General features: G+C 75.3%; 21 protein-coding genes. 11 read left to right on the plus strand and 10 right to left on the minus strand.

Translation table 11 applies throughout. From position 1 onward, the window contains the following. The first annotated feature begins 40 nt into the window (after positions 1–40). Positions 41–1,297: a multidrug effflux MFS transporter gene (locus ACQP1P_RS16360; protein ID WP_433087521.1), complete on the plus strand. Its 1,257-nt coding sequence runs from the start codon at positions 41–43 to the stop codon at positions 1,295–1,297. Between the two features lie 59 nt (positions 1,298–1,356). Then, a complete protein-coding gene (locus ACQP1P_RS16365; RefSeq protein ID WP_433087522.1) occupies positions 1,357–2,943 on the plus strand; it encodes a hypothetical protein in 1,587 nt (528 codons plus the stop codon). Between the two features lie 27 nt (positions 2,944–2,970). Here ACQP1P_RS16365 and ACQP1P_RS16370 read toward each other — a convergent pair whose 3' ends face one another. Next, positions 2,971–3,975 carry an NAD(P)-dependent alcohol dehydrogenase gene (locus ACQP1P_RS16370; RefSeq protein WP_433087523.1) on the minus strand — a complete coding sequence of 335 codons (1,005 nt, stop codon included), beginning with the start codon at positions 3,973–3,975 and terminating at the stop codon, positions 2,971–2,973. 196 nt (positions 3,976–4,171) lie between these two features. Beyond that, on the minus strand, positions 4,172–5,296 hold the full coding sequence (locus ACQP1P_RS16375) for a sensor histidine kinase (RefSeq protein ID WP_433087524.1): 1,125 nt from the start codon (positions 5,294–5,296) through the stop codon (positions 4,172–4,174). A 172-nt stretch (positions 5,297–5,468) separates the two neighbouring features. Between ACQP1P_RS16375 and ACQP1P_RS16380 the strand changes: the two genes are divergently transcribed. Both ACQP1P_RS16380 and ACQP1P_RS16385 read left to right on the plus strand, forming a co-directional pair. Further along, positions 5,469–6,833 carry an Hsp70 family protein gene (locus ACQP1P_RS16380; RefSeq protein ID WP_433087525.1) on the plus strand — a complete coding sequence of 455 codons (1,365 nt, stop codon included), beginning with the start codon at positions 5,469–5,471 and terminating at the stop codon, positions 6,831–6,833. Beyond that, complete coding sequence (locus ACQP1P_RS16385; protein WP_433087526.1) at positions 6,755–8,350, plus strand: hypothetical protein; 1,596 nt, start codon at positions 6,755–6,757, stop codon at positions 8,348–8,350. The genes ACQP1P_RS16380 and ACQP1P_RS16385 overlap by 79 nt, the downstream gene beginning before the upstream one ends. 6 nt (positions 8,351–8,356) lie before the next feature. Here the strand turns inward: ACQP1P_RS16385 and ACQP1P_RS16390 are convergent, their stop codons facing one another. Continuing rightward, positions 8,357–8,575 carry a hypothetical protein gene (locus ACQP1P_RS16390; RefSeq protein ID WP_433087527.1) on the minus strand — a complete coding sequence of 73 codons (219 nt, stop codon included), beginning with the start codon at positions 8,573–8,575 and terminating at the stop codon, positions 8,357–8,359. Between the two features lie 487 nt (positions 8,576–9,062). Here ACQP1P_RS16390 and ACQP1P_RS16395 point away from each other — a divergent pair, with 487 nt between their 5' ends. Further along, the gene (locus tag ACQP1P_RS16395; RefSeq protein ID WP_433087528.1) at positions 9,063–10,874 is read left to right on the plus strand and encodes a hypothetical protein; all 1,812 of its coding nucleotides are present in this window, start codon (positions 9,063–9,065) and stop codon (positions 10,872–10,874) included. A gap of 451 nt (positions 10,875–11,325) precedes the next feature. Here ACQP1P_RS16395 and ACQP1P_RS16400 read toward each other — a convergent pair whose 3' ends face one another. From ACQP1P_RS16400 to ACQP1P_RS16410, 3 genes are all read right to left on the minus strand, one after another. Next, positions 11,326–11,745, minus strand: a complete 420-nt coding sequence (locus tag ACQP1P_RS16400) for an NUDIX hydrolase (protein WP_433087529.1) — start codon at positions 11,743–11,745, stop codon at positions 11,326–11,328. A 42-nt stretch (positions 11,746–11,787) separates the two neighbouring features. Then, the gene (locus ACQP1P_RS16405) at positions 11,788–12,396 is read right to left on the minus strand and encodes a TetR/AcrR family transcriptional regulator (RefSeq protein WP_433087530.1); all 609 of its coding nucleotides are present in this window, start codon (positions 12,394–12,396) and stop codon (positions 11,788–11,790) included. Between the two features lie 69 nt (positions 12,397–12,465). After that, the gene (locus ACQP1P_RS16410) at positions 12,466–13,398 is read right to left on the minus strand and encodes a hypothetical protein (protein ID WP_433087531.1); all 933 of its coding nucleotides are present in this window, start codon (positions 13,396–13,398) and stop codon (positions 12,466–12,468) included. A 132-nt stretch (positions 13,399–13,530) separates the two neighbouring features. Between ACQP1P_RS16410 and ACQP1P_RS16415 the strand changes: the two genes are divergently transcribed. Beyond that, complete coding sequence (locus ACQP1P_RS16415) at positions 13,531–14,766, plus strand: hypothetical protein (RefSeq protein ID WP_433087532.1); 1,236 nt, start codon at positions 13,531–13,533, stop codon at positions 14,764–14,766. Here ACQP1P_RS16415 and ACQP1P_RS16420 read toward each other — a convergent pair. Beyond that, complete coding sequence (locus tag ACQP1P_RS16420) at positions 14,687–16,006, minus strand: phenylacetate--CoA ligase family protein (RefSeq protein WP_433087533.1); 1,320 nt, start codon at positions 16,004–16,006, stop codon at positions 14,687–14,689. The genes ACQP1P_RS16415 and ACQP1P_RS16420 overlap by 80 nt on opposite strands. A 220-nt stretch (positions 16,007–16,226) precedes the next feature. Here ACQP1P_RS16420 and ACQP1P_RS16425 point away from each other — a divergent pair, with 220 nt between their 5' ends. Next, positions 16,227–18,137 carry a family 43 glycosylhydrolase gene (locus tag ACQP1P_RS16425; protein ID WP_433087534.1) on the plus strand — a complete coding sequence of 637 codons (1,911 nt, stop codon included), beginning with the start codon at positions 16,227–16,229 and terminating at the stop codon, positions 18,135–18,137. On the opposite strand, the gene ACQP1P_RS16430 is transcribed toward ACQP1P_RS16425, so the two are convergent. Together ACQP1P_RS16430 and ACQP1P_RS16435 are read right to left on the minus strand one after the other, a co-directional pair. Then, on the minus strand, positions 18,134–19,729 hold the full coding sequence (locus tag ACQP1P_RS16430) for a sodium:solute symporter family protein (RefSeq protein WP_433090019.1): 1,596 nt from the start codon (positions 19,727–19,729) through the stop codon (positions 18,134–18,136). The two genes, ACQP1P_RS16425 and ACQP1P_RS16430, sit on opposite strands and share 4 nt — an antisense overlap. Positions 19,730–19,764: 35 nt before the next feature. After that, entirely contained in the window at positions 19,765–19,977 is a 213-nt protein-coding gene (locus tag ACQP1P_RS16435; protein ID WP_433087535.1) for a DUF3311 domain-containing protein, read from the minus strand. A gap of 157 nt (positions 19,978–20,134) precedes the next feature. On the opposite strand from ACQP1P_RS16435, the gene ACQP1P_RS16440 reads away from it, so the two are divergent. Next, on the plus strand, positions 20,135–20,332 hold the full coding sequence (locus ACQP1P_RS16440; protein ID WP_433087536.1) for a hypothetical protein: 198 nt from the start codon (positions 20,135–20,137) through the stop codon (positions 20,330–20,332). A 48-nt stretch (positions 20,333–20,380) separates the two neighbouring features. Then, positions 20,381–21,376, plus strand: coding sequence for a GNAT family N-acetyltransferase (locus ACQP1P_RS16445; protein WP_433087537.1), 996 nt, complete (start codon positions 20,381–20,383; stop codon positions 21,374–21,376). 28 nt (positions 21,377–21,404) lie between these two features. Here ACQP1P_RS16445 and ACQP1P_RS16450 read toward each other — a convergent pair whose 3' ends face one another. Further along, positions 21,405–21,707 (minus strand): ribosomal protein L7/L12, encoded by a 303-nt coding sequence (locus ACQP1P_RS16450; protein WP_433087538.1) that lies wholly within the window; start codon positions 21,705–21,707, stop codon positions 21,405–21,407. A 71-nt stretch (positions 21,708–21,778) separates the two neighbouring features. Here ACQP1P_RS16450 and ACQP1P_RS16455 point away from each other — a divergent pair, with 71 nt between their 5' ends. Together ACQP1P_RS16455 and ACQP1P_RS16460 are read left to right on the plus strand one after the other, a co-directional pair. Continuing rightward, entirely contained in the window at positions 21,779–22,123 is a 345-nt protein-coding gene (locus ACQP1P_RS16455) for an ArsR/SmtB family transcription factor (protein WP_433087539.1), read from the plus strand. After that, positions 22,120–22,764: an SRPBCC family protein gene (locus ACQP1P_RS16460; RefSeq protein WP_433087540.1), complete on the plus strand. Its 645-nt coding sequence runs from the start codon at positions 22,120–22,122 to the stop codon at positions 22,762–22,764. The genes ACQP1P_RS16455 and ACQP1P_RS16460 overlap by 4 nt, the downstream gene beginning before the upstream one ends. Positions 22,765–22,766: the final 2 nt, after the last annotated feature.

A 22,766-nucleotide genomic window follows, 5' to 3' on the forward strand; every position in this document is an offset into this window, starting at 1 on the left:
AGCGGGAAGAACCCGGAGTCCGTACGCCTTGTCACCAGTCGTGGCCGAGACCCTGACGACGACCCGACCCGACGACCGCACGACACCCGGCGAACCGCTGCCCGCCCGGCGCCGGTTGCGGCTGGTGCTGCTGCTCGGATTCCTGACCGCCCTCGGGCCGCTCACGATCGACATGTACCTCCCGTCGCTGCCGACGATCACCACCGACCTGCACGCGTCCGCCGCCGCGGTGCAGCTCACGCTCACCGGCACCCTCGCCGGGCTGGCGATCGGGCAGCTGATCGCCGGGCCGCTGTCCGACGCGCTCGGCCGGCGGGTGCCGCTGCTGGCCGGGATCGGCGTGCACGTGCTCGCGTCGGTGCTGTGCGTGTTCGCGCCCGACCTGGCCGTGCTCGGCACCCTCCGCGTGCTGCAGGGGCTCGGCGCCGCGGCCGCGTCGGTGGTCGCCATGGCCGTCGTGCGCGACCTGTTCAACGGCCTCGCGGCGGCGCGGCTGCTGTCGCGGCTCATGCTCGTCGTCGGCGTCGCGCCGATCCTGGCCCCCACGGTCGGCGGCCTGGTGCTGAGGCTCACCCAGTGGCGGGGCGTGTTCGTCGTGCTGGCCGTCGCCGGTCTCGCGATCCTCGCCGCCACCGCGTTCGCGCTGCCCGAGACCCTCCCGCGGGAGCGGCGGCGCGGCGGCGGCATCGCCGGCACCATGCGCGACTACGGGCGGCTGTTCGCCGACCGCGTGTACGTCGGGCTGGTCGTCGTCGCCGGTCTGTCGATGGCGGCGCTGATCGCGTACGTGGGCGGTTCGAGCTTCGTGTTCCAGGACCAGTACGGCATGAGCGAGCAGCAGTTCGCGCTCGTCTTCGCGGGCGGGGCGGTCGGCCTCATCGGCGCGACCCAGCTCAACGTGCGGCTGCTGCGCCGCTGGTCGCCCCAGCGCATCCTCGCCGCCGCGCTCGTCCTCGGGGTCGCGTCCGGCGCCGTGCTGGTCGCGCTCGCCGCGACCGGCGCGGGCGGGCTGCTCGGCGTGCTGCTGCCGCTGTGGGCGGTGCTCGCGATGGTCGGCCTGGCGATGCCCAACGCGCCCGCCCTGGCCCTGTCCCGCCACGGCGAGGCGGCCGGCACCGCCGCCGCGCTGCTCGGCGCCGTGCAGTTCGGCGTCGGCGCGACGGCCGCCCCGCTGGTCGGCGTCCTAGGCGCGGACTCCCTGGCCATGGCGGTCGTGGTCTTCGGCGGCATGACGGCGGCGGCGCTGGTGCTGTGGCTGGTGGTGCGGCCCGACCTGCGAGGAGGACCCGAGCTCTAGCACCGGCCCGGTGGGTGTCGCTCGTCGGTGTGTTTCGCGGCGCCGTAAGCTGCGAGGCGATGCGTATGGTGTTCACGGCCGCCCCCGATGACGTCTTCGACGCAGCGCAGGAGCGGCTGGTCGGCAGGGTCGTTCGATGGTCGCGCGGGCAGCACCGCGAGGTAGAGCCGTTCGTCGTCGCCGCGCTGGTCGAACATCGATGGGCGGACGGCGACGGCCTGCTGTGCCGGTGGCAGCCGGAAGACCTTCGTGAGGCACTGTGCGAGTGGTTTCCCCGCCGGGTCAGCATGCCCGCCGCGGAGACGCCCGCGCTGCTCACCAGCGTCCACACCTTCATCGACTTCCTGTTCGCCGAGGATCTGGCGGATGACCGGTGCGCCGAGCCGGCGGCGCTGCACGCGCTGATCGACGCGGTCGCCGGTGATGTGGCGGCCGCGATGGGTGACGAGACCCGGTACGGGCCGGCCAAGTTCTGGACCATGCGTATGCTCGCGGCCGGGGTCGACCTCGAACAGCCGCAGCAGGCGCAGCGGTACCTCCTGGACGTCCAAGCCGGCCGGGTCGCGGTGGAGCAGCACCACCTCGATCGGGTGATGGCCGATGACGCGGCGGCCGGCGGCAACGACCGGATGGGGCCGCTGCCGCCCGTCGACCTGCCCACCGACGCCGAGACGGCGGCGCTCGCGGCGGCATCGGTGATGCTGGAGCGCATCCGTCGCTTCGCCGACTGGGTCGGCGCCGGCCGTGCGCTGACCGCGACCGGCCGCCTCCGGCTCGCCGACGCGGCGGAGCTGATCGCGCTGCTCGGCCTGGCTGACCGGATGGACCCGGTGATCGGCGGCAAGGTCTTCAGGACCGGCAGCACCGACGAGCTGTACGAGACCTCGGTGCTGTTCGCCTGGGCCAAGGCCGCCCGGACGGTCCGGGTCGTCAAGGGCCGTCTCCTGCCGGTGAAGGCCGCCGCGCGGCTGCTCACCGATCCGGCCGCGCTCGCCCACCGGGCCTTCGAGGCCTTCTTCGGTCTCCGCGAAGCGGTCTGCCCCGCCGGGTACGCGGCGTCGCCGATCGGCTGGCGGTTCGAGGAGGCCGCCTTCGCGATCAGTCTGGCCCTGTACGTCGCCCGCGAGCCGATCAGCACCCAGGAACTCGGTGACCTCGCGTTCGCGGTCGCGGGTGAGGCCGCGTTCATCGACACCGACGCACCCGACGCCGTGCCGCTGCGGCGCGCGTGCGACGCCGACCTCGACTGCCTGCTCGAACAGCTCGCCCTGCTCGGCGTCGTCGAGCTCGGACAGCGTCACGCCACCCTGCTGCCTCTCGGCACCGCCCTCGTCGCCGCTCACCTGCGCGGGCAGGGCGCTACCACTCCCTCGTTCGACACCATGCGCGCCGAGACGGCCGAAGTGGTCGTCACCCACGCCGCCGCCGCGCCGCCCGCGGTCGGCGACGCCCTGCTCGACCGCTGGTACCGCGCCAACCCGGAAACCGCCCGGCGGGACCTTCTCGCGCTGGCCGCCCGGACCGACGACCCCCACCACCGCCGGCTGGCCCGCGAGTACGCCCACGCGGACGGCGTCGCGCCGGTCCGCCGGGTCCATCGCGCCGGGGACGTCCGGCGGCGCCCCAAGACGCGTCGCACCCGCTGACGCCGGGCGGACGGCCGGGGCCGGCGGTCAGACGGTGATGACGACCTTCGCGCGGGCGTGCTCGATCTCCAGGTAGCGCACGGCCTCCGCGGCGCGGGTCAGGGGGAAGGTGCGGTCGACGACGGGGGTGATCTCGCCCGACTCCAGGTACCCGCGCAGCGCGGCCAGCGCGGCCGGGCTCGGGGGCACGTCCGGCATCGGGCGCACGCGCTGGTCGCCGAAGCGGGCGGACAGCTGCGCCCGGATCACCAGGGCCATGGGGCCGAAGACGCGCGGGCGGCCGCCGGCCGAGGTGCCGCCGCCCGCGGTCACCAGGCGGCCGCTCGGGGTCAGGGGGCGGCGCAGGTCGCTCAGGCTGTGGTTGGCGACCAGGTCCAGGATGACGTCGTAGCGCCGGGCCGCGCGCGTGAAGTCCTCGCGCGTGTAGTCGATCGCCTCATCGGCGCCCAGTTCCGTCACGAGGCCCAGGTTGCGCGGGCTGCAGACGCCGGTGACGTGGGCGCCGAAGGCCTTGGCCAGCTGGACGGCGAAGGTGCCGACGCCGCCGGAGGCGCCGTTGACGAGCACCGTCTCGCCCGGGCGGACCGCGGCCACGTCCCGCAGCGCGACGAGGGCCGTGGTGCCGGCCAGCGGTACCGCCGCCGCCTGCTCGAACGTGAGACCGGCCGGCTTGCGCTCGAGGCAGCCGACGGGGACCCGGGCCAGCTCGGCGAAGGCGCCGTCGTCCTCGCGCAGGTCGCCGTAGACCTCGTCGCCCGGCTCGAAGCGCGTCACGCCCGGGCCGGCGGCCTCGACCACGCCCGCGAAGTCGCTGCCGCGGACCGCTCGCCGCGGGCCGCGCGGGCCGAAGCAGGACGGCATCATGACGCGGGCCAGGTAGGGGTCGCCGCGCATGACGTGCCAGTCGCGGGCGTTGACCGCCGCGGCCCGTACGCGGACGAGGACCTCGCCCTCGCCGGGCACGGGCGCGTCGATGTCGATAAGCCGCAGCTCCTCCGCGGAGCCGTACCGTTGCTGCGCAATCGCCTTCATGCCGTCGATGGTGGCCGTGCTGGGCGCGGCGCTCATCGGCACATGGGCCTCGGCTTTGCCGTACTTTCGGCGGCGCCCGGTACGAGCTCGTCACCGCGGGCGGGCTACAGGCCGGGCGGGCACAGGCGCGGGGGAGGCGGTCACCATCGTGCCGTGGGCCCGGCCGGCGTCCGCGCGGACCGGGATCGGGCGGGTCTCAGGCGCGGGGGAGGACCGCGGTGACCATCCAGCCGCGGGTCGGGGCCGGGCCGGCCGAGCACGTGCCGCCGACCAGGCCGGCCCGCTCCGCCATGCCCAGCAGGCCGAAGCCGGCCGGGGCGGGTGTGCGGGCCGCGGGGGCGTCGCCGTCGTCGGTGACCCGCAGGCGTACGGCGGCGTCGTCGGCCTCCACGTGCACCTCGATGCGCGTGGCGTTGCGGGCGTGGCGGCGGGCGTTGGTCACCGACTCCTGGGCGAGGCGGAACAGGGCCGTGCCGATCGGGGCCGGCAGGTCGTCGAGGTCGCCGGTGACCGCCACGTCGACGGCGGGGCCCGCGCGGTGGGCGCCGGCGAGGCCGTGCAGGTCGGCCAGGCCCGGCGTGGGGGCCAGGTCGGCGGGTTCGTCGGTGCGCAGGACCCGCACGATGCCGCGCATCTCGGCCAGGGCGCGGGTCGCCTCGGACTCGATGAGGCGCAGCGCGTCGGTGGCGGCGTCGGGGTTGAACGGGGCCGTGGCCAGGCCGGCCTGGGCGCGGATGACCATCGCCGAGACGTGGTGGGCGACGGTGTCGTGCAGATCGCGGGCGAGCCGCTCGCGTTCGAGGAGCTTCACCTGGTCCAGTTCGCGGTGGCGGGCGCGGGTGCGGTAGCGCACCGCGGCCCCCAGGGCCGTCACGGCGAACAGCATGCCGACCCCGCCGAGGGTGTCGTCCGGCCCCGAATGGCCCGCGAGCAGCCCGACCGCCAGCTTCGCGAGGATGATCGCGGTGCCCAGGACCGTCTGGCGGCCCGAGCCCCAGCGGGTCAGGGCGTAGCCGAGCAGGAGCACGAACACGAAGGCGTTCAGCCCCAGGTCGAGCCCGGTGACGAAGGGTGCGGTCCCGCACGCGCCGAACGCGATCGCCACCGCCGCCAGGGGCCGGGTGCGGCGGATCAGCAGCGTCGGCAGCACCGCGAGGCCGACGGCGCCCGCGAACCAGCGGAAGGGCAACTCGGGCCGCAGCAGCACCTCGAGCACCATCGCGACCACGAACCCGGCGAACAGCACCCAGTCCCGCCACACCCGCACGGGGGCGTCGGCGGGGCCGGGTTCGTCCCAGAAGGAGCGCAGTCGAGCGAGCATCTCCCTCATGGTAGGGGCGGGGTCCGCGGGGCGGATCGGACCAAAGTACGACGCCGCCGGATGCCGGATTTGTCCGCTGTACCGCACGACCGCCCGATTGCCGGGCAACGTACGCATCCGTCCTCGCCGTTCTGTGGCCTTTGACCCGCTTTGGTCGTATTAACTGGTACGCGTGGGGGGCTACCACCTGGGGATCGACTTCGGCACCGCACGCACCACCGCGGTGCTGGCCCGGCCGGACGGACGGCGCGAGCTGCTGCTGCTCGAGCCGTCCGCGGTGTGCCTGGACAACGCGCCCCACTTCGTGGCCGGCAGCGCCGCCTGGACGGCCGGCGAGGCGAACCCGGACCGCTTCGAGCCGTTCCCGCGCCGCAGCATCGACAAGGGATCCGTGGTGCTCGGCGGCGTCGAGTGCCCGGTCCGCAGCCTCTTCGCGGCCGTGCTCACGCACATCGCGGCCGTCGCGCGCAAGGTCGTCGGCGGGCCGGTCGCGAGCGTGGCGATCACGCACCCGGCGCACTGGCACCGGCCCCAGACGCAGGTGCTGGAGAAGGCGGCGGCGCTGGTCGGCCTGCGGCCGCTGCGCCTGGTGCCGGAGCCGGCCGCGGCGGCACTGCACGCCGACGAGGCCGGGTTGCTGGCGTTGCCGGACGGTGCCGCCGCGGTGGTCCTGGATCTCGGCGCCGGATCCGCCGATGCCGCCGTCGTCCAGCGCACCGGCCGGACCGTGTCCGTGCTCTCCTCGGCCACCGTGCCGGAGGCGGGCGGCCTGGCCCTCGACGCCGCGATCCTCACGCACCTCGGCTCGACCTTCGCCCGGCGCAAGGTGTGGCGCTGGAAGCCCGACCGGGCACTGCTGGAGGGCGCCCGCGAGGGCCGCGAGGAGCTGAGCGCGGTCAAGGCGGCCACGATCCCGGTACCGTGGTCCGCCTCCGGCGCGGCCCTCACCCGCACCGAGTTCGAGAACCTGGCCCGGCCCGCGTTCGAGCGCGCCATGCACGCCGCGGCGTCGCTGGTCGCGGGCGCCGGGGTGGCGCAGCTGGCCGGCGTGCTGCTCACCGGCGGCCTGGCGCACACCCCGCTCGTGACCGAGATGCTGGTCGAGACGCTGGGGGTGCTGCCGGTACACCTCGACGGCCCGGTCCTCGCCGAGGGCGCCCTGCTCGCCGAGCCCTCGTCCGTCCCGCGCCGCCCGCGCCCGGCCCCGCCCGCCGCCGCCCCGGCCTCGACGCCCCCGGCCTCGACGCCCCCCGCCCCCGCCGGCGGCCCTCGTGTGGACCCGAACGAGATTTGGGCCGCGCTGCAGCAGCAGCCCGACGACCGCCGTGCCCGGCGTCCCGCAGCGCCGCCGCTGGCCCCGGCGGCCCCGGCGGCCCCGGCGGCCCCGGCGGCCCCGGCGGCCCCGGCGGCCCCGGCGGCCCCGGCGGCCCCGGCGGCCCCGGCGGCCCCGGCGGCCCGGTGTGGGCGGCCTCGGCCCAGGCGGGCGCGCAGGCCGCGTCGGCCTGGGCCGCCGCCGAGGACCCTTGGGAGGCCCTGAAGCGGGAGAGCGCCGGAGGCTCGGTCCCGCCGGTGCCGTGGCGCACCGGCGGGCCCTCTGCCGCGCCCTCGGCGCCCCGCCGGACGGGCCGCGTGCTCTACGACGCCCGCGCCGCCGCGCCGGCGTCCGCACCGGTGGCGCCGCCGCCGGTCGAGCAGGCTCCGGCGGCCGCCCCCGCTGCCCCGCCCGAGCCGGCCGCCGCCAAGCCCAAGCAGCTGGAGCCGTGGGAGATAAGGGCGGAGCTGTGGGCGCTGGAGCAGGACAGGCCCTGGCGGTTCGAGAAGGAGCTCAAGGCCATCCGGGCCGAGTGCCGGGCGGCGGAGATCGAGGCCCGCACGGTCCGGGCCGACCTCGTCGCCATCGCCAACGAGGTCATGCAGCTGCGCAGCGAGATGGACCTGGCCGACACGGACCTGAACGCGGCGGGGATCGGGCTGCGGGCGGCCGGTGCGGAGCTGGACGTCTTCGAGGCCGAGCTCGACCTGATGGTGACGAAGTTCCGGAGCCTGCGCGAGTCGGAGGAGGCCGCCGCTCCACCCGCGATGCCGACGCCCGAACCAGAGCCGGAACCAGAGCCGGAACCAGAGCCGGAACCAGAACCTGAGCCGGAGCCGGAGCCAGAGCCGGAGCCCGAACCCGAACCCGAGCCCGAGCCGGAACCGGAGCCCGAACCCGAGGAAGAGGAAGAGGCGTCCGAGTTCGTGCCGTGGGCGTCCGTCTCCGGCAGTGAGGCAGTCGACGAGCCCGGTCTTCTGGCCGCCCTGCGCGCCATCAGCGACCCCGGGGAACTGGGCGCGGGGGACATGGACGCCGACGAAGACGCGGACGAGGACGAGGACGAGGACGACGAGCAGCCCGAGGCGGCCTGTCCGGTGGCCGAGCGGGTGGAGGTTCCCGTCGCGGCCGGCACGGTCACGAGGGTCGAGGCCGAGGCGGATGTCGAGGACTTCGGGGCGCTCGTGCGGGTGGTCCGCCGCTACATGCAGTCGACCCGCCGCGGCTCGCTCGCCGACCCCATGGACGCCGACGCCGACGCAGACCCCGACGCCGAGCCGCCGCTGTCCGATGTCGCCGTCTCGCCCGCGCCGCGCTTCCCCGCGCCCAAGCTCACCCTCGCCGACCGGTCGCGCGAGCAGGCCCGCACCGGAGCGTTCCAGTGGCGCTGGGCTAAGTCGCAGGCGCGGGCCAAGCCGGAGACGACCCGGCCCCGGGCGCATCGGCGGAGGCGGCTGAGCCCGCCGGTCAGCGCCGCGCTCACGCTGTTCGTGGCGCTGGTGGCGCTCGGCTCCGGTACCGTCCTCGCCCTGAACATGACCGGCTCCCTGCCGGAGCGGCGGTTCCAGGTGGGGCAGTGCGTGGCCCAGACCGCCGACCGCGCGACCGTCGTCGACTGCGACGCCCGCGGCGCCTTCGAGATCACCAAGCAGATCCCGAAGGCCGAGCGCTGCCCGGACGTGAACCAGCCCTTCGTCATCAAGGACGACGCCCAGTTCTGCCTGGTACCGGTCCGGCGCTAGCAGCCGCTAGGGTACGGTGCGCTCGATCGCCGCCGGCCCCAGCTCGTCGAGCTCCGCCTGGGCCCGGCGCACGTTGCCCGGCGTCGGGTCGCGCCCGTCGGCCGCCGCCAGGTCCTCGGCCGTCCACTCCTGGTCCGCCCCGGTGCGGGCGGCGTGCTCCCCGGACGCGTCGACCGTGCGCGCCGCGGCCGGATTCCCCGAGATGATCGGTGTGTTGTCGTCCATACCCCGGCAGTACCCGCCCGAGCCGGGGCTAAGCCCTGTGTGTGGCGCGCCGGCCGCCATGGCGACGTTCACGCTGCCCAAAGCGCGGTCGCTGACGCTCTGCGCGCCCATGGTCGCGTTCCGCTACCGGCGTGGGCGGCCGGGCGCATCGCCGGCTGAGCCGTCGCCGGGGAGTACCATCGCAGCGCACCGCATCGATGACGTTCGGTAACCGAGGGTGAGGGCGATGACCGACCGCGAGCCGGAGGAGCCGTCGCCGTGGGCCCGGCCGGCCGAGCCGTCGCCGTTCGGCGCGCCGTCGCCGTGGTCCTCCCCGCCCCGCTGGTCCGAACCCGGAGCCGTGCCGACCGGGCCGGCCCCGGAGGCCACGGACCGCCAATACCCCCCGGACCTCCGGGACGCCCAGGACGTTCCAGTGGCCCCGCGAGCTTCGATGGCCCCGCAAGCATCGATGGCCCCCGAAGCTCCGATGGGCCCGGAAGCTCCGGTGCCGGCGAGGCGGCGGCCGGTCGCGCTCATCGCCGCCGGGGTGGTGCTCGCCGTCGCGGTCGCGGCGGTCGCCGGGTTCGTCGTGCTGCGGCCGCCGGGGAACAGGCCCGCGACCGACGCGGTCGCGGGTGCTGTCGCGGCCATCGCGGCATCGGGCGGTACGACGGCCGCGTTGACCTTCGGCGATCGCAACGGCACGCTCGTCGACGCCGAGTTCACCGTCACCGCGGCCGGGCTCGGCGCCGGCGTCGTCACCGACCCGGGCGGCGGCCGGGCCGAGGTGCGCACCAACGGCACCCGGACCGTCGTGCGCGCCGACGCCGACTGGTGGTCGCGCCGCGCCCCGGGGCAGGCGTCCGCGCTCGCCGACAAGTGGATCCTGCCCCGGGACGGGCTGATCCTGCCGATCGACATCACCCGCGCGCTGACGCCGAAGGGGATCGCCGAGTCGGTGCGCTTCGCCGCGTCCGGGCACCCGAAGGCGGCCGGCACCGTGCCGTGGCAGGGCCGCGACGCCGACCTGATCGACAACACCGACTGGCTGCTGCTGCTCACGCGGGCCGAGCCGCGCTCGGTCGTCTGGTTCGGCGGCCACCTGACCGGCTTCGGCCCCCTGCAGCCGGCCGCCCTGCACCGCGGCGGCGGTCCGGGGCCGCACTTCGTCCCCGCCCACCAGCCGAACAACGTCCCGCCCTACGTCGGCGTCACACTGTCCACTCCGGACGGTGCCGCGCTCGCCGAGGTCGCCGAGCAGGTCGGGCAGGTGCTTCCGCCGCCGGACCGGGCCGCGGCCGCCGGCGCGCCCGAGCCGCCGCTCACCCAGGCGACGGTGGCGCTCACCGCGCCGCGGTTCGTGACCCAGCCCGACGACGAGGGCTGCGGCGGCGGGCAGTGCGCGTGGACGGTGAAGGTGACGAACACCGGCACCGCCCCCTGCGACGCGACCCTCATCGCGACCGTGAACCCCGGCATGGAGCCGCGCGGCACGCACCTCGGGGTGCTGGCGCCGGGCGAGTCCCGCACGACGCCGTCGATGACGTTCCGGGAGCAGGCCCCGCGAGCCCTCTACAACGCCCAGGTGTACTGCCCCGCGCTCGACGGCCTCGACCCCGCCCCCCGGCAGCGGGTCGCCGCGCTGCAGCTCGACCCGTCGCAGTCGCCGAGGGTCAAGGAGCTCGACCCCGCCCTGCAGACGGTGCTCCTCGGCGCCGCCGACGCGATGGTCCGCGGCCGCCCGAGCCTGGCGGCGGCGGACCGGCAGCGGGTGCTCGCGGCGCTGGACCTGGTCATCGCCGGGCAGCTGATCCCCGAGGTGCGGATGATCACCGGGTCGGGCCGCGTCGAGAACCCCGACGCGCTGCCCGAGATCCTGCGCAACGCGTCCGGCGCCGCCCCGGCCGCGCAACAGCTGCCGTTCCGCCGGGAGCTGGAGCTGGCCGCGAACCTGCTCCGCAACGACCCGGCGGCGCGCCTGCGGCTGGACGACCGGACCCCCTCGCTCACGGACACGACGGCCGGGAAGGTGTACCGGCTCGCGGCCGTCACCGGGGACCGTCTGCTGCCGGACCGGCCGGCGCCCGCCGGCAAGCTGGTCCTGATGGTGTACCTCGAGCCGACCCGGCCCGAACACGACCTCGACCGCCCCGGGTTCGCGAGCCTGCTGCGCCGGCCGTCCAACCGGGCCGCGGCGGCGGACACGCTCTGCCCCGGCGGCCGGCCCGCGGTCGCCGAGCTGGTGCTGGTCAACCGGCACGGCGAGGAGCGCTGGAGCGCCGCCCAGCTGCACGAGCTGGTCGACGGCTGCGCCTGAGACCCGGGGCCGGCGCCGGTGCGCGCCTGGTACCGGGACGGGGCCGCGCAGGGGACGGTCGCCGACGCCCCGACCGGCCACCGGTTCGACACCGGCGGAACCTATCCGACCGGCGCCGCCGCTGGTTGCCGACACTGTAAGCCGCGTCACCCAGCTGCTGGCGGGCACGGCGGACGTGCAGCGCACGGACAACACGTACTACACCGGCACGATCGACGTGTCGGGGGTGCAGTGCACCCTGGCCCCGACGCAGGACCCGGTGCAGAAGGCCGGCGCGAAGGCCAAGGCGATCCCCTTCAAGGCGACGCTCGACGAGCAGGGCCGCCTGAGCGTGTTCACCATCGACGGGGCCGCCATCGACGAGCGGGGTACGGCTCGATCGACCCCGTCACCGCCCCGTCGGCGCCATCGAGTGCCCGGCCTCGGTGTACGAGCTCATCGGCTGAGCCGCTCAGCCCGCGGTGCCGTCCCCGCCGGGCGGTGCCGCGGGCGCGGGCAGCAGGTGCTCGCGCAGGAGCGGGGCGAGTTCGACGCCGGCGGGGCGGGCCGGGTCGAGCCAGTAGAGCTCCTCGATCTCCGCCAGCGCCTCGACCGGCCCGCACAGCGGGGCGGTGTAGACGTCCGCGTCGACGGTGAAGCCGGCCTCGTTGGCCGCCGGGGCCTCGAAGCGGCCGACGTGGCCGAGCGCGGACGGGTCCACGTGCAGGCCCAGCTCCTCGGCCAGCTCGCGCACCAGGGCGTCCGCGGCGGCCTCGCCCGGCTCCAGCTTGCCGCCCGGCTGCATGAAGACGCTCGTGCCGCGCTTGCGCACGAGCAGCCAGCGGCCCCCGGGATCGCGGAGCACGGCGGCGACGATGCGGAGCACTGGCACGCGACGAGACTAACCGCCCGGGCCCCGGTCGGGCCGGGCGGCTCACCGCAGGGCACCGTGCAGGAGCAGGTCCACCAGCTCGGCCGCGGTCAGGTCCGGTGCGAGGGTCGAGCGGCCCCGGGCGAACATGAAGCCCAGGAACACGTCCGCCGCGACCGGCGCGGGAATGCGCAACCGGTCCCGTTCGGGCTCGAACAGCTCGGCGACGGCCGCCTTCGTCGCGGCCTGGGACTCGTCCCGGCCGGCCGGGCGCGCGTCGCCGGCCGCCGGCGGGGTCCGCTGCGGCGGCCGCCCGGTCGCGGCCAGCGCGCCGAGCACCGCGCCCATCCGCCCGAGGTGGCCCTGCACCGCCTCGGCCGCCTCGACGAGCCGGTCGGCGAGGGGCTGCTCGAGGGAGATCGTCCCGAGGTGGCTCAGCAGCTGCGTGGGGTCGAGGGCGCGCGCGACGCACGCCTGGATCAGCTCGTCCTTGTCGGTGAAGACGCGGAAGACCGTGGCCTCGCCGATGCCCGCCGCGCGGGCGATCTGGGCCGTGGTGACCGCGCTGCCGTACTCCGCGACCAGCGGCAGCGCGGTCTGCAGGATCATCTCGCGGCGTTGTTCGGTGCTCATGCCCGGCGCGCGCCGCCGGGGGGCGTTGGGTTCCGTCATGCCCGCCACGGTACGGAGTGAGTACTCACTCCGTCAACGTGCATACCTCGCCCGTGGTCCGGGCGGGGCTCACACCCTGCGGATCCGGCGCAGCACCGTCCACTGCGGCTCGAACGTGAAGCCGAGGGACTCCTTGGCCTCGCGCGCCCCCTTGCCCGCCAGCACCATCGGCCGCCCGGCGTCGAGCAGGAACCGCAGCTGCCGGCTGAACTGGTCGAACCACAGCCCGGTGCGCCGGTCGCCGAGCGGGGGAGCCGCCCACGGGCCCAGCAGCGGCGCCACCGGGTGGTCGAACATCGCCGCCGCCGCGATCAGGGCGCCGCCCGGTTCCCGGTACGTCAGCACGCGCACCTCCGGCAGCGCCATCATGGTCTCGAACAGCCGCGGCGACCACATGCGCAGCGGCGGCCAGCGCACGGTGTGGTTGCGCCGGGCCGCGTCGGCGCTGAGCCGGTGCATCTCGGCCAGGTCGACGCGGGCCTCCTCGCGGGGGCCGAACCAGACCACCGTGTCCGGGTCGGCGTCGATGCGCCGCAGCAGCCGCCGCTGGTCGCCCCGGCGGGACTTGCTCAGCGTGCCCAGGTACCCCTCGTAGCCCCCGCCCCGGTTGCGCAGCACGGCCACGGGCGCCCCGGCCCGCACGAGCGTCACGCCCGGCAGGAAGACGGGCAGCTCGTCGCGGTACACCTGGCGATAGGCGATCGCGGGCACTCTGGGCCCGAACTCGGCCCGCACCGCCCGCTCGAACGCGAGCACCGCCTCGGCCAGCAGCCGCGGCCCCGGCCGCCCGGCCGGGTCGAGCGTCCCCGGCAGCCCGTCCGGCAGGCCCAGGCCCGGCAGCGCGCCGATCGCCGGGTGCTCGACGTCGGCCACCCCGCCGAGCACGTGCCGCCGCCCCAGCCCGTGGACGCGCGCCCCGGCCAGGCCGATCGGGCGCCCGCCGGCGCGGAACACGCCCGCGATCACGCCGCCGCCGCGCTCGGCCGCGATCGTGTGGATCACCGGCCAATCCCACAGGTGGTGCAGGTTCGCGTGCCGGACGGCCTCGGCCCAGCCCGGCGGCGGGGTGGGGGAGAGGGGGTCGGCGAGCTCGAGGACGAGGCCGGTGAAGGATGCGGATGCTTCAATGGCGGCATGCGCGCTCGCACCGTGGCCCTGCTGCTCGCCGGACGCGGGGCCGGCCGGCTGGCCCAGTACGGCGCCGGGTTCGCCCTGCTGGCCGTCTGGGGGCCGGACCGGTTCGCGGGCTACGCGGCGGCCGTCGGCGTCGGGCTGTGGGCGTTCGCCCTGGCCGCCACCGGGGTCGAGCGGTCCGCGCTCGTGACCCTGGCGCCCGTCGCCGCCGGCGACCCGGTCCCGGCCGAGCGGCGGGCGCTGGAGGGGATGTTCGCCGCGCTCGGCCTGCTCCCGTTCGCGCTGGCGCTGGCGGCGTGTGCGGCGGCCGGGCTGGTGGAACCCGGCGGCCCGGCGGTCCGCTACGCCGCCGGGATCGCCTTCATGACCGGCACCGGCGCCCTGGCCGTCCTCGTCGCCCTGCTCCGGCTGCGCGGCCGCCCCGGCGCCGACCCGGCCGCCTACGCCGTGCTCTCCGTCGCGTACGGCGCCGCCGTCGCCCTCGCGGCCCTGGCCGGCCTCGGGGTCGGCGGCGTGCTCGCGTTCCTCGTCGCCGTCACCGCCGCGGTCGTCGCCGTGCTGCTGCTCGTGCTGCGGCCCACCGGGCCTGGGCCCGGGCGCCGGTTCGGGCGCGCGGCCGTCGTCGCCGCCCTGCGCACCGCGGGGCTCTTCGCCGCCGGCGACGTGCTCGGCAACGCGGCCGTCTCCGTGCTCTACGCCGAGCTGGCCGCCCTCGCCCCCGCCGAACAGGGCAGCCTGCTCTACGTCGGGCTGACCGTCTCCGTGGCGCTCGGCGCGCTCAGCAACTACGTCCTGCGGCTCTGGCAACCTGCGATCCTCGTCTGGTTGGCGGCCGGACCGGCCTCGGCGCCGGTCCGGCTGCGGCGCGGGCTCGTGCTCGCCGGGGCGGCCGGGCTCGTCGTGACCGTCGCCGCCGGCCTGGCGGGCAACGTGATCGTCGCGCTCGCGGTGGAGATCGTCACGTTCCTGGCGGTCTCCGGCGCGGCCTTCGTGATCGAGAGCATCGACGACCGGGCGAGGCTGAACTCCGCCCTGAGCGCCCTGGCCGGGCTCGGTGTCGTGGCCCTCGCCGGCCTGCTGCTCATTCCGTCCGGCGGCGCGGCCGGCGCGCTGGTGGCGATGGCGGCCGGCTGGCTGGCGCGGGTGCCGTGGCTGTTCACGGCGGCCCGGCCGCGGACCCCGGCGCCCCGGGCCGGAATCGGGAGCGCACCAGGCGAGCCTTCCCGCCCGGCGTGAGCTCGAGGCGGTCGATGCGCCGGAAGTGCAGCGGCAGGTCGAAGCCGAGCAGGTCGCGCAGCATCCCGCGCACGCCGTCGCACACCTCGTCGAAGCCGAGCCCGGCCGCCGGGTCCAGCTGCAGCGAGACCGTCACCTCGCCGGCCTCGTCCTGGCGCACCGAGAACTCGGCGATGCCGGGCTGCTTGAGGGTCACCGCCGCGAACGCGCCGAAGTAGACGACGGTGCCGTCGCGCAGCACCAGGCTGTCCTCGATGCGCCCGTCGAGCAGGCGCATCCGGCCGAACCGGCTCCCGCACGGGCACGCCCCGGGCACCACGGCGACGCGGTCGTCGATGCGGTACCGCACCAGCGGCATCGCCCGCTCCCGGAAGTGCGTCACGACCGCCACGCCGGGCGTCCCGGGCGGCACCGGGCGCCCGTCGGCCGGGTCGACCACCTCGAACACGACCCGGTCGGCGTCGACGTGCATGGACCCGTGCCGGCACTCGGTGGCGATGGTGAGCACCTCGAACGCCGAGTACTCGTCGCGCACCGGCACCCCGAAGCCCTCGCCGAGCAGCGCCCGGGTCTCGGCCGTGAGCAGCTCCGACTCGCTGAGGATGAGCCGCAGCGAGCGCCGCAGCCGGGCCAGCTCGTCGCCGGTCAGCTCGCGCAGCACCGCGCGCAGCATCACCGGATAGCCCATGAGCACGCGGGGCCGCAGCGCGAGGATCGCCTCGGCGAGCTCCCGCTCGGGCAGCCCCGCGTGCACGACCGTGCGCCGGAAGATCCCGAAGCGCTGGAACCAGCGGCTCGGCCGGGGGAACGGCTTGAGGTGCGCGATCGTCCACCAGGGCCGGCAGCCGGCCCGCAGGAACCGGCGCAGCAGCGTGGCGCCGTGGTAGCCGTAGGCCCCGGCGTCGTGGCGCACCCGCAGCACCGAGCCGGTCGACCCGGCCGTGGTGTCGGTCTGGAACCAGCCGCGCTCGGGGGCGTGGAAGCGCTCGGGGGCCGCGCGAACCTGGGCCTTGGTCACGATCGGCAGCCCGGCGAGGTCCGGCAGCCGCCGCAGGTGCCCGGCGTAGGCGGGGTCGCCGTAGTGCGCGACATCCGCGCGGGCCGCGGCGAGCATGGCGTTGACCCCGGCGAGCTGCCGCCGCTCGATCGCCGCGACCGACCGCCGCGGGGCGATCAGCGCGGCGGCGGCGAAGAACAGCTCGCGAACGGCCACCGCGGCACCCTGGCTCATGCGATCCATCGCAGTGATGATCGCCATCGATATCAAGGGTGCGGTCGTGTTTCCGACCCAAACGATCGATCAGCATGACCCGAGTCGATGGTGCGCCCCGCGTGCCGTGGGTCAAGTCTTGACAGAACCGGCGGGGTCGATTCCCTCGATGACGCTTGACTCGTCCGTTGGGTTGTGCGCATCTTTGACGGAACCTGAGCGTTTTCCTTCGACATCGGAGCCGCCACCGATGAAACGCCGCCTCCTCGCCGGCCTGACCGCCGCCGGGCTCCTCCTCGCGCTCGCGCCCGCGCTCCCCGCCGCGGCCGCGCTGCCGGACTACACCACCGCCGAGGCCGGGAACCCGTTCGCCGACGGCTGGTACGCCGACCCGGACATCGCCATCTACAACAACACCTACTGGGTCTTCCCGACCACGTCGAAGAGCTACGCGGAGCAGACGTACCTCGACGCCTTCTCCAGCACCGACCTGGTCACCTGGACCAAGCACAGCAACATCCTCACGACCGCGAACGTCTCCTGGGCGTCCTACGCGGTGTGGGCGCCGGCCCCGATCGCCCGCAACGGCAAGTACTACCTCTACTTCGCCGCCAACGACATCCAGACCAACTCGGCCCTGGGCGGCATCGGCGTCGCCGTGGCCGACAACCCGGCCGGCCCCTACCGCGACGCGCTGGGCAAGCCGCTCATCGGGCAGTACTACAACGGCGCCCAGCCCATCGACCAGGACGTCTTCATCGACGACGACGGGCAGGCCTACATCTACTACGGCGGCCACGGCCACGCCAACGTCGCCCGGCTCAATGCCGACATGACGAGCATCGGCACCTTCCCCGACGGCAGCACCTACAAGGAGATCACGCCGTCCGGGTACACGGAGGGCCCGCAGATGTTCAAGCGCAACGGCAAGTACTACCTGATGTGGTCCGAGGGCGGCTGGACCGGCCCGGACTACTCGGTGTCCTACGCCATGTCGAGCTCGCCGACCGGCCCGTTCACGAAGCTGGACAAGGTTCTCGCGCAGGACCCGGCGGTCGCGAAGGGCTCCGGGCACAACTCGGTCGTCAACGTGCCGGGCACCGACACCTGGTACATCTTCTACCACCGCCGCCCGCTGAGCGAGACCGACGGCAACCATCGCCAGCTCGCCTACGACCGGATGACCTTCAACGCCGACGGCACCATCCAGCGCGTGGCGATGCGGGTGAAGGACAACTTCGCCGACGGCAACGCCCTGGGCTGGAAGACCTACGGCGGCAGCTTCACCGCGGCCGGCGGCCGCTACGAGGCCGGCAGCTCGCTGGGCGGCAAGGCGTTGCTGGACACCAACTTCGGCGACTTCACCTACGACGCCGACGTCACCGTCACGTCCGGCTCCGGCGACGCGGGCCTGGTGTTCCGGGCCACCGGCGCGGCCAGCGGCACCGACGCGTACAACGGCTACTACGCCGGGATCAGCCCCGCCGGCCGGGTGGTGCTGGGCCGGGCGGCCAACAACTGGACCCAGCTCGCCACGGCGAACCTCGCCGTGGCGGCCGGCACGACCTATCACCTGCGGGTGACCGCGATCGGATCGTCGATCAAGGTGTACGTCGACGACATGGCCGCCCCGAGGATCTCCGTCACCGACGCGACCTACGCCTCCGGCGCCGACGGCGTGCGGGTCTTCAACGCCGCGGCCGCCTTCGACAACGTGGCCGTCGGCGCGCCGACCGGCCCCGGGACGAACCTGGCCCAGGGCCGCCCCGCGACCGGCTCGACGCCGTGCGCGGCGTCGGAGGGCCCGGAGAAGGCGGTCAACGGCAGCGTCTCCGGCGGCAACTCGGACAAGTTCTGCTCGTCGGTCGCGGGCCCCTGGCTGCAGGTCGACCTCGGCGCGACGAAGAGCATCACCCGCTTCGAGGTCGCGCACGCCCAGGCCGGCGGGGAGGCGGCGGCGTACAACACGAAGGCGTTCACCATCGCGGTCTCGGGCGACGGCACGACGTGGACCCAGGCCGTGAACGTCACGAACAACACGGCCGCGAACACCACGCACCCGGTCAGCGGGGTCTCCGGGCGGTACGTGCGCCTGACCGCCGGCACCCCGACCCAGGGTGCCGACGGCGCGGCGCGCATCTACGAGCTGCGCGTGTTCTAGCGCGGATGGCGGTGCACGGCGTGGACGCCGGCGGGGCTCGCGGGCAGGCCGTCGAGGAGGTTCTCGAGGCGCTTGACCATCGGGTCGTCGGCGTCCGCGTCGTAGTCGTCGGGGCGGGTCCGGTCGCGGCCGGCGCGCACCCGGGCGGCGCGCAGCAGCAGCGTGCCGGCCACGGCGACGACGAGGTTCACGAGCAGGGCGACGATCCCGACGTACACCGGCCAGCCGCCGATCGTGGTGATCGCCCCGCCGAAGTGCGCCTTGGCGATCGTGCCGCCGGGGCCGGCCTGCGGGATGCGGTACAGCATGACCACCCCGGCCCCGAGCCCCACCACGAGCCCGGCGATCAGCGCCAGGCGGTGCAACCAGTTGGTCAGCAGGCCGATGAAGCCGGCCGGGATCGTCTGCAGGATGATGACGCCGCCGATGAGCTGCAGGTCGACGGAGAACGCCGGGTCGAGCAGCAGGATGCAGCCGACCGCGCCGATCTTCACCACCAGCGACGTCCAGCGGCTGACCCGCGCCTCCTCCGCCGGGGTGGCGGCCGGGCGCAGGTAGGCGCGGTAGATCGAGCGCGTGAACGCGTTCGCGGCGGCGATGGACATGACCGCGGCCGGGATGAGCGCGGCGATGCCGAACGCGGCCAGCGCGATGCCCGACGACCACGCCGGGAACAGGCCGTGGAACAGCTGCGGCATCACGGTGTTCAGGTCGCGGCCGACCGGCAGCACGCCCTGGGAGAGCGCGAAGAAGCCGAGCATCGCCATGAGCCCGAGCACCAGGCAGTAGATCGGCAGGGCGGCGGCGTTGCGCTGCACCGTCGAGCGGTCCTTGGCGGCGAGCATGGTGGTCAGCGCGTGCGGGTACACGAAGATCGACAGCGCGGAGCCGATGACCATGGTGAGGTACGCGCTCTGCCCGGCCGACCCGCCCAGCAGCAGCCCGTCCGCCGGGTTCGGGGTCGCGGCGAAGTGCGCGCCGGCCCGCTTGAACGACTCGCCCCAGCCGCCGTTCATGGCCACGATGAGCAGCGCGGCGACGACCACCCAGCCCAGCAGCACGTCCTTGGCGATCGACAGCAGTGCGGGCGCGCGCAGGCCGGAGCGGAACGTGCACAGCGCCACGACGGTGACCGCGGCCAGCAGCGGCCACTCGCCGGCCAGCCCGACCGTCTGCAGCACCGCCTGCAACGCGCTGAGCTGCACCGCGATGTAGGGCATGGTGGCCGCGATCCCGGTCAGCGCGACGGCCGCGCCGAGCCCGCGGGAGCCGAACCGCGCCGCGGTGAACTCCCCGGGGGTCACGAACCCGTGCCGGTGCGCCACCGACCAGGCCCGCGTGGTGAAGATGAACGACAGCGGGGTGGTGATCGTCGCGAACGGGATGGCGAAGAAGCCCATCGCGCCGACGCCGTAGGTGAGGGCGGGGACGGCGACGAAGGTGTACGCGCTGTACATGCTCCCGCCGAGCAGGAACCACGTCGTCCAGTTGCCGAACGCGCGCCCGCCGACGCCCCACTCCTCGAGGTTGTGGATGTCGCGCGGCCGCCGCCAGCGGGCCGCGAAGATGCCGAGCAGCAGCATCGCGCCCATGAGCCCGGCGAAGACGAAAAACTCGACCCCGCCGCTCACCGGTCGAACTCCCGGCGGCGGTTGCGCAGGTGCACGGTGGCGAGGATCAGCATCGCCAGCAGGACGCAGGCCATCTGGTACCAGTAGAAGAACGGCACGCCCCACAGCATCGGGGTGGCCCGGTCGTACAGGGGTGTGAGCAGCGGCGCGATCGTCGGTACGGCCAGTAACCAGTAGCCGGAGCGGCGGCGTCGGGCGGGCGGGGCCATCGAGCCTCCTTGGATGGGCGGATCCCGGGGTGTGGCGCGATGGTACTGGCAAGTAACTTCGCGCGATACCCCGTCCGCCTCACTCGCCGTGCCGGTGCTCGCCGCCGCGGGCTCGTCCCTCCACAGTGGACCGCGAGCCGCCGGTAGCATTGCCCGGGTGATCGACCTGGACCACGATGCGCCCCGAAGACCGGGGCAGCTGCGACGGCCTTGGCCGCGGCTGGCGATCGTGGTCGCGACGGCCCTGCTCGCGGCGGCGCCCGCGGCCCCGGCGCCCCCGGCGGCGCTCGCCCGCCCCGTGGCGCACCGCTGCGCGGTCGACCCCTACCACGTCTTCGGCACCTGCGAATCCTGACGAATGGCGGGGGCGGGGGAGCCGGCGGGCATCGTCTAGGGTCGCGGCATGGCGGTGCGCGCGGCCGGGGACGGCGACCGGGCCTGGATGCGGGACCTGCTCACCCGGCGGTGGGGGGAGAGCCGGATCGTCGTGGGCGGGCGGGCCCGGGACGCGGCCGCGCTGCCCGCGCTCGTCGCCGTCGGGGACGACGGGCGGCCGGTGGGTCTGCTGACGTACGATCCCGGGCCCGCCGGCTTGGAGATCGTCTCGCTCGACGCGCTGGAGCGCGGGGGCGGGGTCGGCACCGAGCTGCTGGCCGCCGCCCGGCGGGTCGCGGCCGGGCTGGGCCTGCGCCGGGTCTGGCTCGTCACGACCAACGACAACGTCGACGCGCTGCGCTTCTACCAGCGCCGCGGCCTGCGCATCACCGCGGTCCACCCGGGCGCGGTGGACCGCGGGCGCCTGGTGAAGCCCGGGATTCCGGCGCATGGGGAGCACGCCATCGCCATCCACGACGAGATCGAGCTGGCGGTGACCGGGGCGCCCGCGAGCATCCGCCCCGGCGCCCTGCACGACATCCCGGCGGTGCTGGCCCTGCTGGACGCGGCGACGTCGTGGCTGGTCGCGCGGGGCCGCACCGGCCAGTGGGGCACCGAGCCGCACTCGACGAACCCGCGCCGCCTGGCCTCGCTGGCGGCCTGGGTCCCGCAGGGCCACCTGCACATCGCCGAGCTGGACGGCCACCCGGTGGGCGCCCTGGCGGCGGGCGCCGCGCCGGACTACGTGCCGGCGGCACCGGGCCCCGAGCTGTACGTGAACCTGCTGGTCACGAGCCGCGCCCACGCCGGGCTGTCCCTGGGCGCGGCCCTGCTGGACCACGCGCGCTCCCTGGCGGTGCTCCGGGGCCTGCCCCTGCTGCGCGTGGACTGCTACGCGGGCGGCGACCGCGCGCTGGTGGGCTGGTACGAGCGCCAGGGCCTCACCGCGACGACCCCGTTCACGGTCACCCTGCCGGGCGGCGGCGCGTGGCCGGGGCAGGTGCTGGAGCAACGCCTGGCGTGACGGGCCGCCGCCCGGGCCGCCGGGGGCGCTACATCAGCCCGTAGCGGCGGGCGATCGCCTCGACGTCGTCCTTGGCCTCCCGCAAGCCGGCGCCGGTCGCCTCCCGGTACGCCTTGATCGCCTGGATCTTGCGGCCCTGCTGCAGCTCCTGCAGCACCATCGGGTGCACGTCCGGCACGGGCTCCTGAATGCCCAGGTTCTCCATGATCAGGTCCAGCTTGCGCTCGACCGCGGCCAGGCGCCGCGCCGTGGACGGGTCGGGGCCGCCGCGGCGCAGGGTCAGGGCGAGCAGCAGGACCACGACGAAGGACACCGGCACGATCCACTCCATGCCGCCATTGAACCCCACCGCCGCTATTTCAGGCTTGACTTATATAAGCGGACGGTGACACTCTGAGGTCCGTGCACGCGTTCGACGTCCTGGGCGACCCGGTCCGCCGGCGGATTCTGGAGCTGCTCGCCGCCGGTGAGCAGCCCGCCGGGGCGGTCAGCGAGACCGTCCGGGCGGAGTTCGGCATCTCCCAGCCCGCCGTCTCCCAGCACCTCAAGGTGCTGCGCGAATCGGGCTTCGCCACCGTGCGCGCGGACGGCACCCGCCGCCTGTATGCCGTGGATGCGGCCCCGCTGCGGGAGGTCGACGCCTGGCTGGAGCAGTTCCGCGGCTTCTGGAGCCAGCGCCTCGACGCCCTGGCCACGGAGCTGGCCCGCGGCAAACGACAACGCGACCGAGACGAGGAGCATCCGTGATCGACCTTGTGCACCAGATCAACGCCACCCACCGCGAGCTCGGCACCGCCGGGCTGTCCGGCGGCGGCGCCGGGCGTTCGCTGCTGCTGCGCCGCACCTACGACGCGGCCGTCGAGGACGTCTGGGACGCCTGCACCGACCCGGCGCGCCTGGCCCGCTGGCTCGCGCCGGTGGAGGGCGACCTGCGCCTCGGCGGCAAGTACCAGCTGCAGGGCAACGCCGGCGGCGAGATCCTGCGCTGCGAGGCGCCGAGCCTGCTGCGCGTCACGTGGGCGATGGGCGAGGGCATGGCGACCGAGGTGGAGCTGCGCCTGAACCCGGCGGACGGCGACCGGACGCTGCTCGAGCTCGAGCACGCCTCGCCGGGCGAGATCGTCGACGAGCTGGTGCGCCAGTACGGGCCGGGCATGACCATCGGCATCGGCGAGGGCTGGGACCTGGCGCTCGTCGGGCTCTCCCTGCACCTCGCCGGCGCCGGGTACGACCCGGCGGCGTGGCAGGACGTGCCCGAGCTGCAGACGTTCGCGGCGCGCAGCTGCGAGGCGTGGGGCGCGGCGGTTCAGTCCGCGTGGGGGACGAGCGACGACGACCTGGCCGCGGCGGTGGCGTTCGCGAAGGGCACCCTCGCGCCGCGGGGTTAGCC

The sequence above is a fragment of the Dactylosporangium sp. CA-052675 genome (genome assembly GCF_050947935.1).
Lineage (GTDB): Bacteria > Actinomycetota > Actinomycetes > Mycobacteriales > Micromonosporaceae > Dactylosporangium.

Bases quoted from the DNA above. Each gene is read 5' to 3' on its own strand.
- ACQP1P_RS16365 (WP_433087522.1), top strand. From the start codon at position 1,357: ATGCGTATGGTGTTCACGGCCGCCCCCGATGACGTCTTCGACGCAGCG.
- ACQP1P_RS16370 (WP_433087523.1), bottom strand. From the start codon at position 3,975: ATGAAGGCGATTGCGCAGCAACGGTACGGCTCCGCGGAGGAGCTGCGG.
- ACQP1P_RS16375 (WP_433087524.1), bottom strand. From the start codon at position 5,296: ATGCTCGCTCGACTGCGCTCCTTCTGGGACGAACCCGGCCCCGCCGAC.
- ACQP1P_RS16390 (WP_433087527.1), bottom strand. From the start codon at position 8,575: ATGGACGACAACACACCGATCATCTCGGGGAATCCGGCCGCGGCGCGC.
- ACQP1P_RS16405 (WP_433087530.1), bottom strand. From the start codon at position 12,396: ATGACGGAACCCAACGCCCCCCGGCGGCGCGCGCCGGGCATGAGCACC.
- ACQP1P_RS16415 (WP_433087532.1), top strand. From the start codon at position 13,531: ATGCGCGCTCGCACCGTGGCCCTGCTGCTCGCCGGACGCGGGGCCGGC.
- ACQP1P_RS16420 (WP_433087533.1), bottom strand. From the start codon at position 16,006: ATGGATCGCATGAGCCAGGGTGCCGCGGTGGCCGTTCGCGAGCTGTTC.
- ACQP1P_RS16425 (WP_433087534.1), top strand. From the start codon at position 16,227: ATGAAACGCCGCCTCCTCGCCGGCCTGACCGCCGCCGGGCTCCTCCTC.
- ACQP1P_RS16430 (WP_433090019.1), bottom strand. From the start codon at position 19,729: ATGGGCGCGATGCTGCTGCTCGGCATCTTCGCGGCCCGCTGGCGGCGG.
- ACQP1P_RS16435 (WP_433087535.1), bottom strand. From the start codon at position 19,977: ATGGCCCCGCCCGCCCGACGCCGCCGCTCCGGCTACTGGTTACTGGCC.
- ACQP1P_RS16445 (WP_433087537.1), top strand. From the start codon at position 20,381: ATGGCGGTGCGCGCGGCCGGGGACGGCGACCGGGCCTGGATGCGGGAC.
- ACQP1P_RS16450 (WP_433087538.1), bottom strand. From the start codon at position 21,707: ATGGAGTGGATCGTGCCGGTGTCCTTCGTCGTGGTCCTGCTGCTCGCC.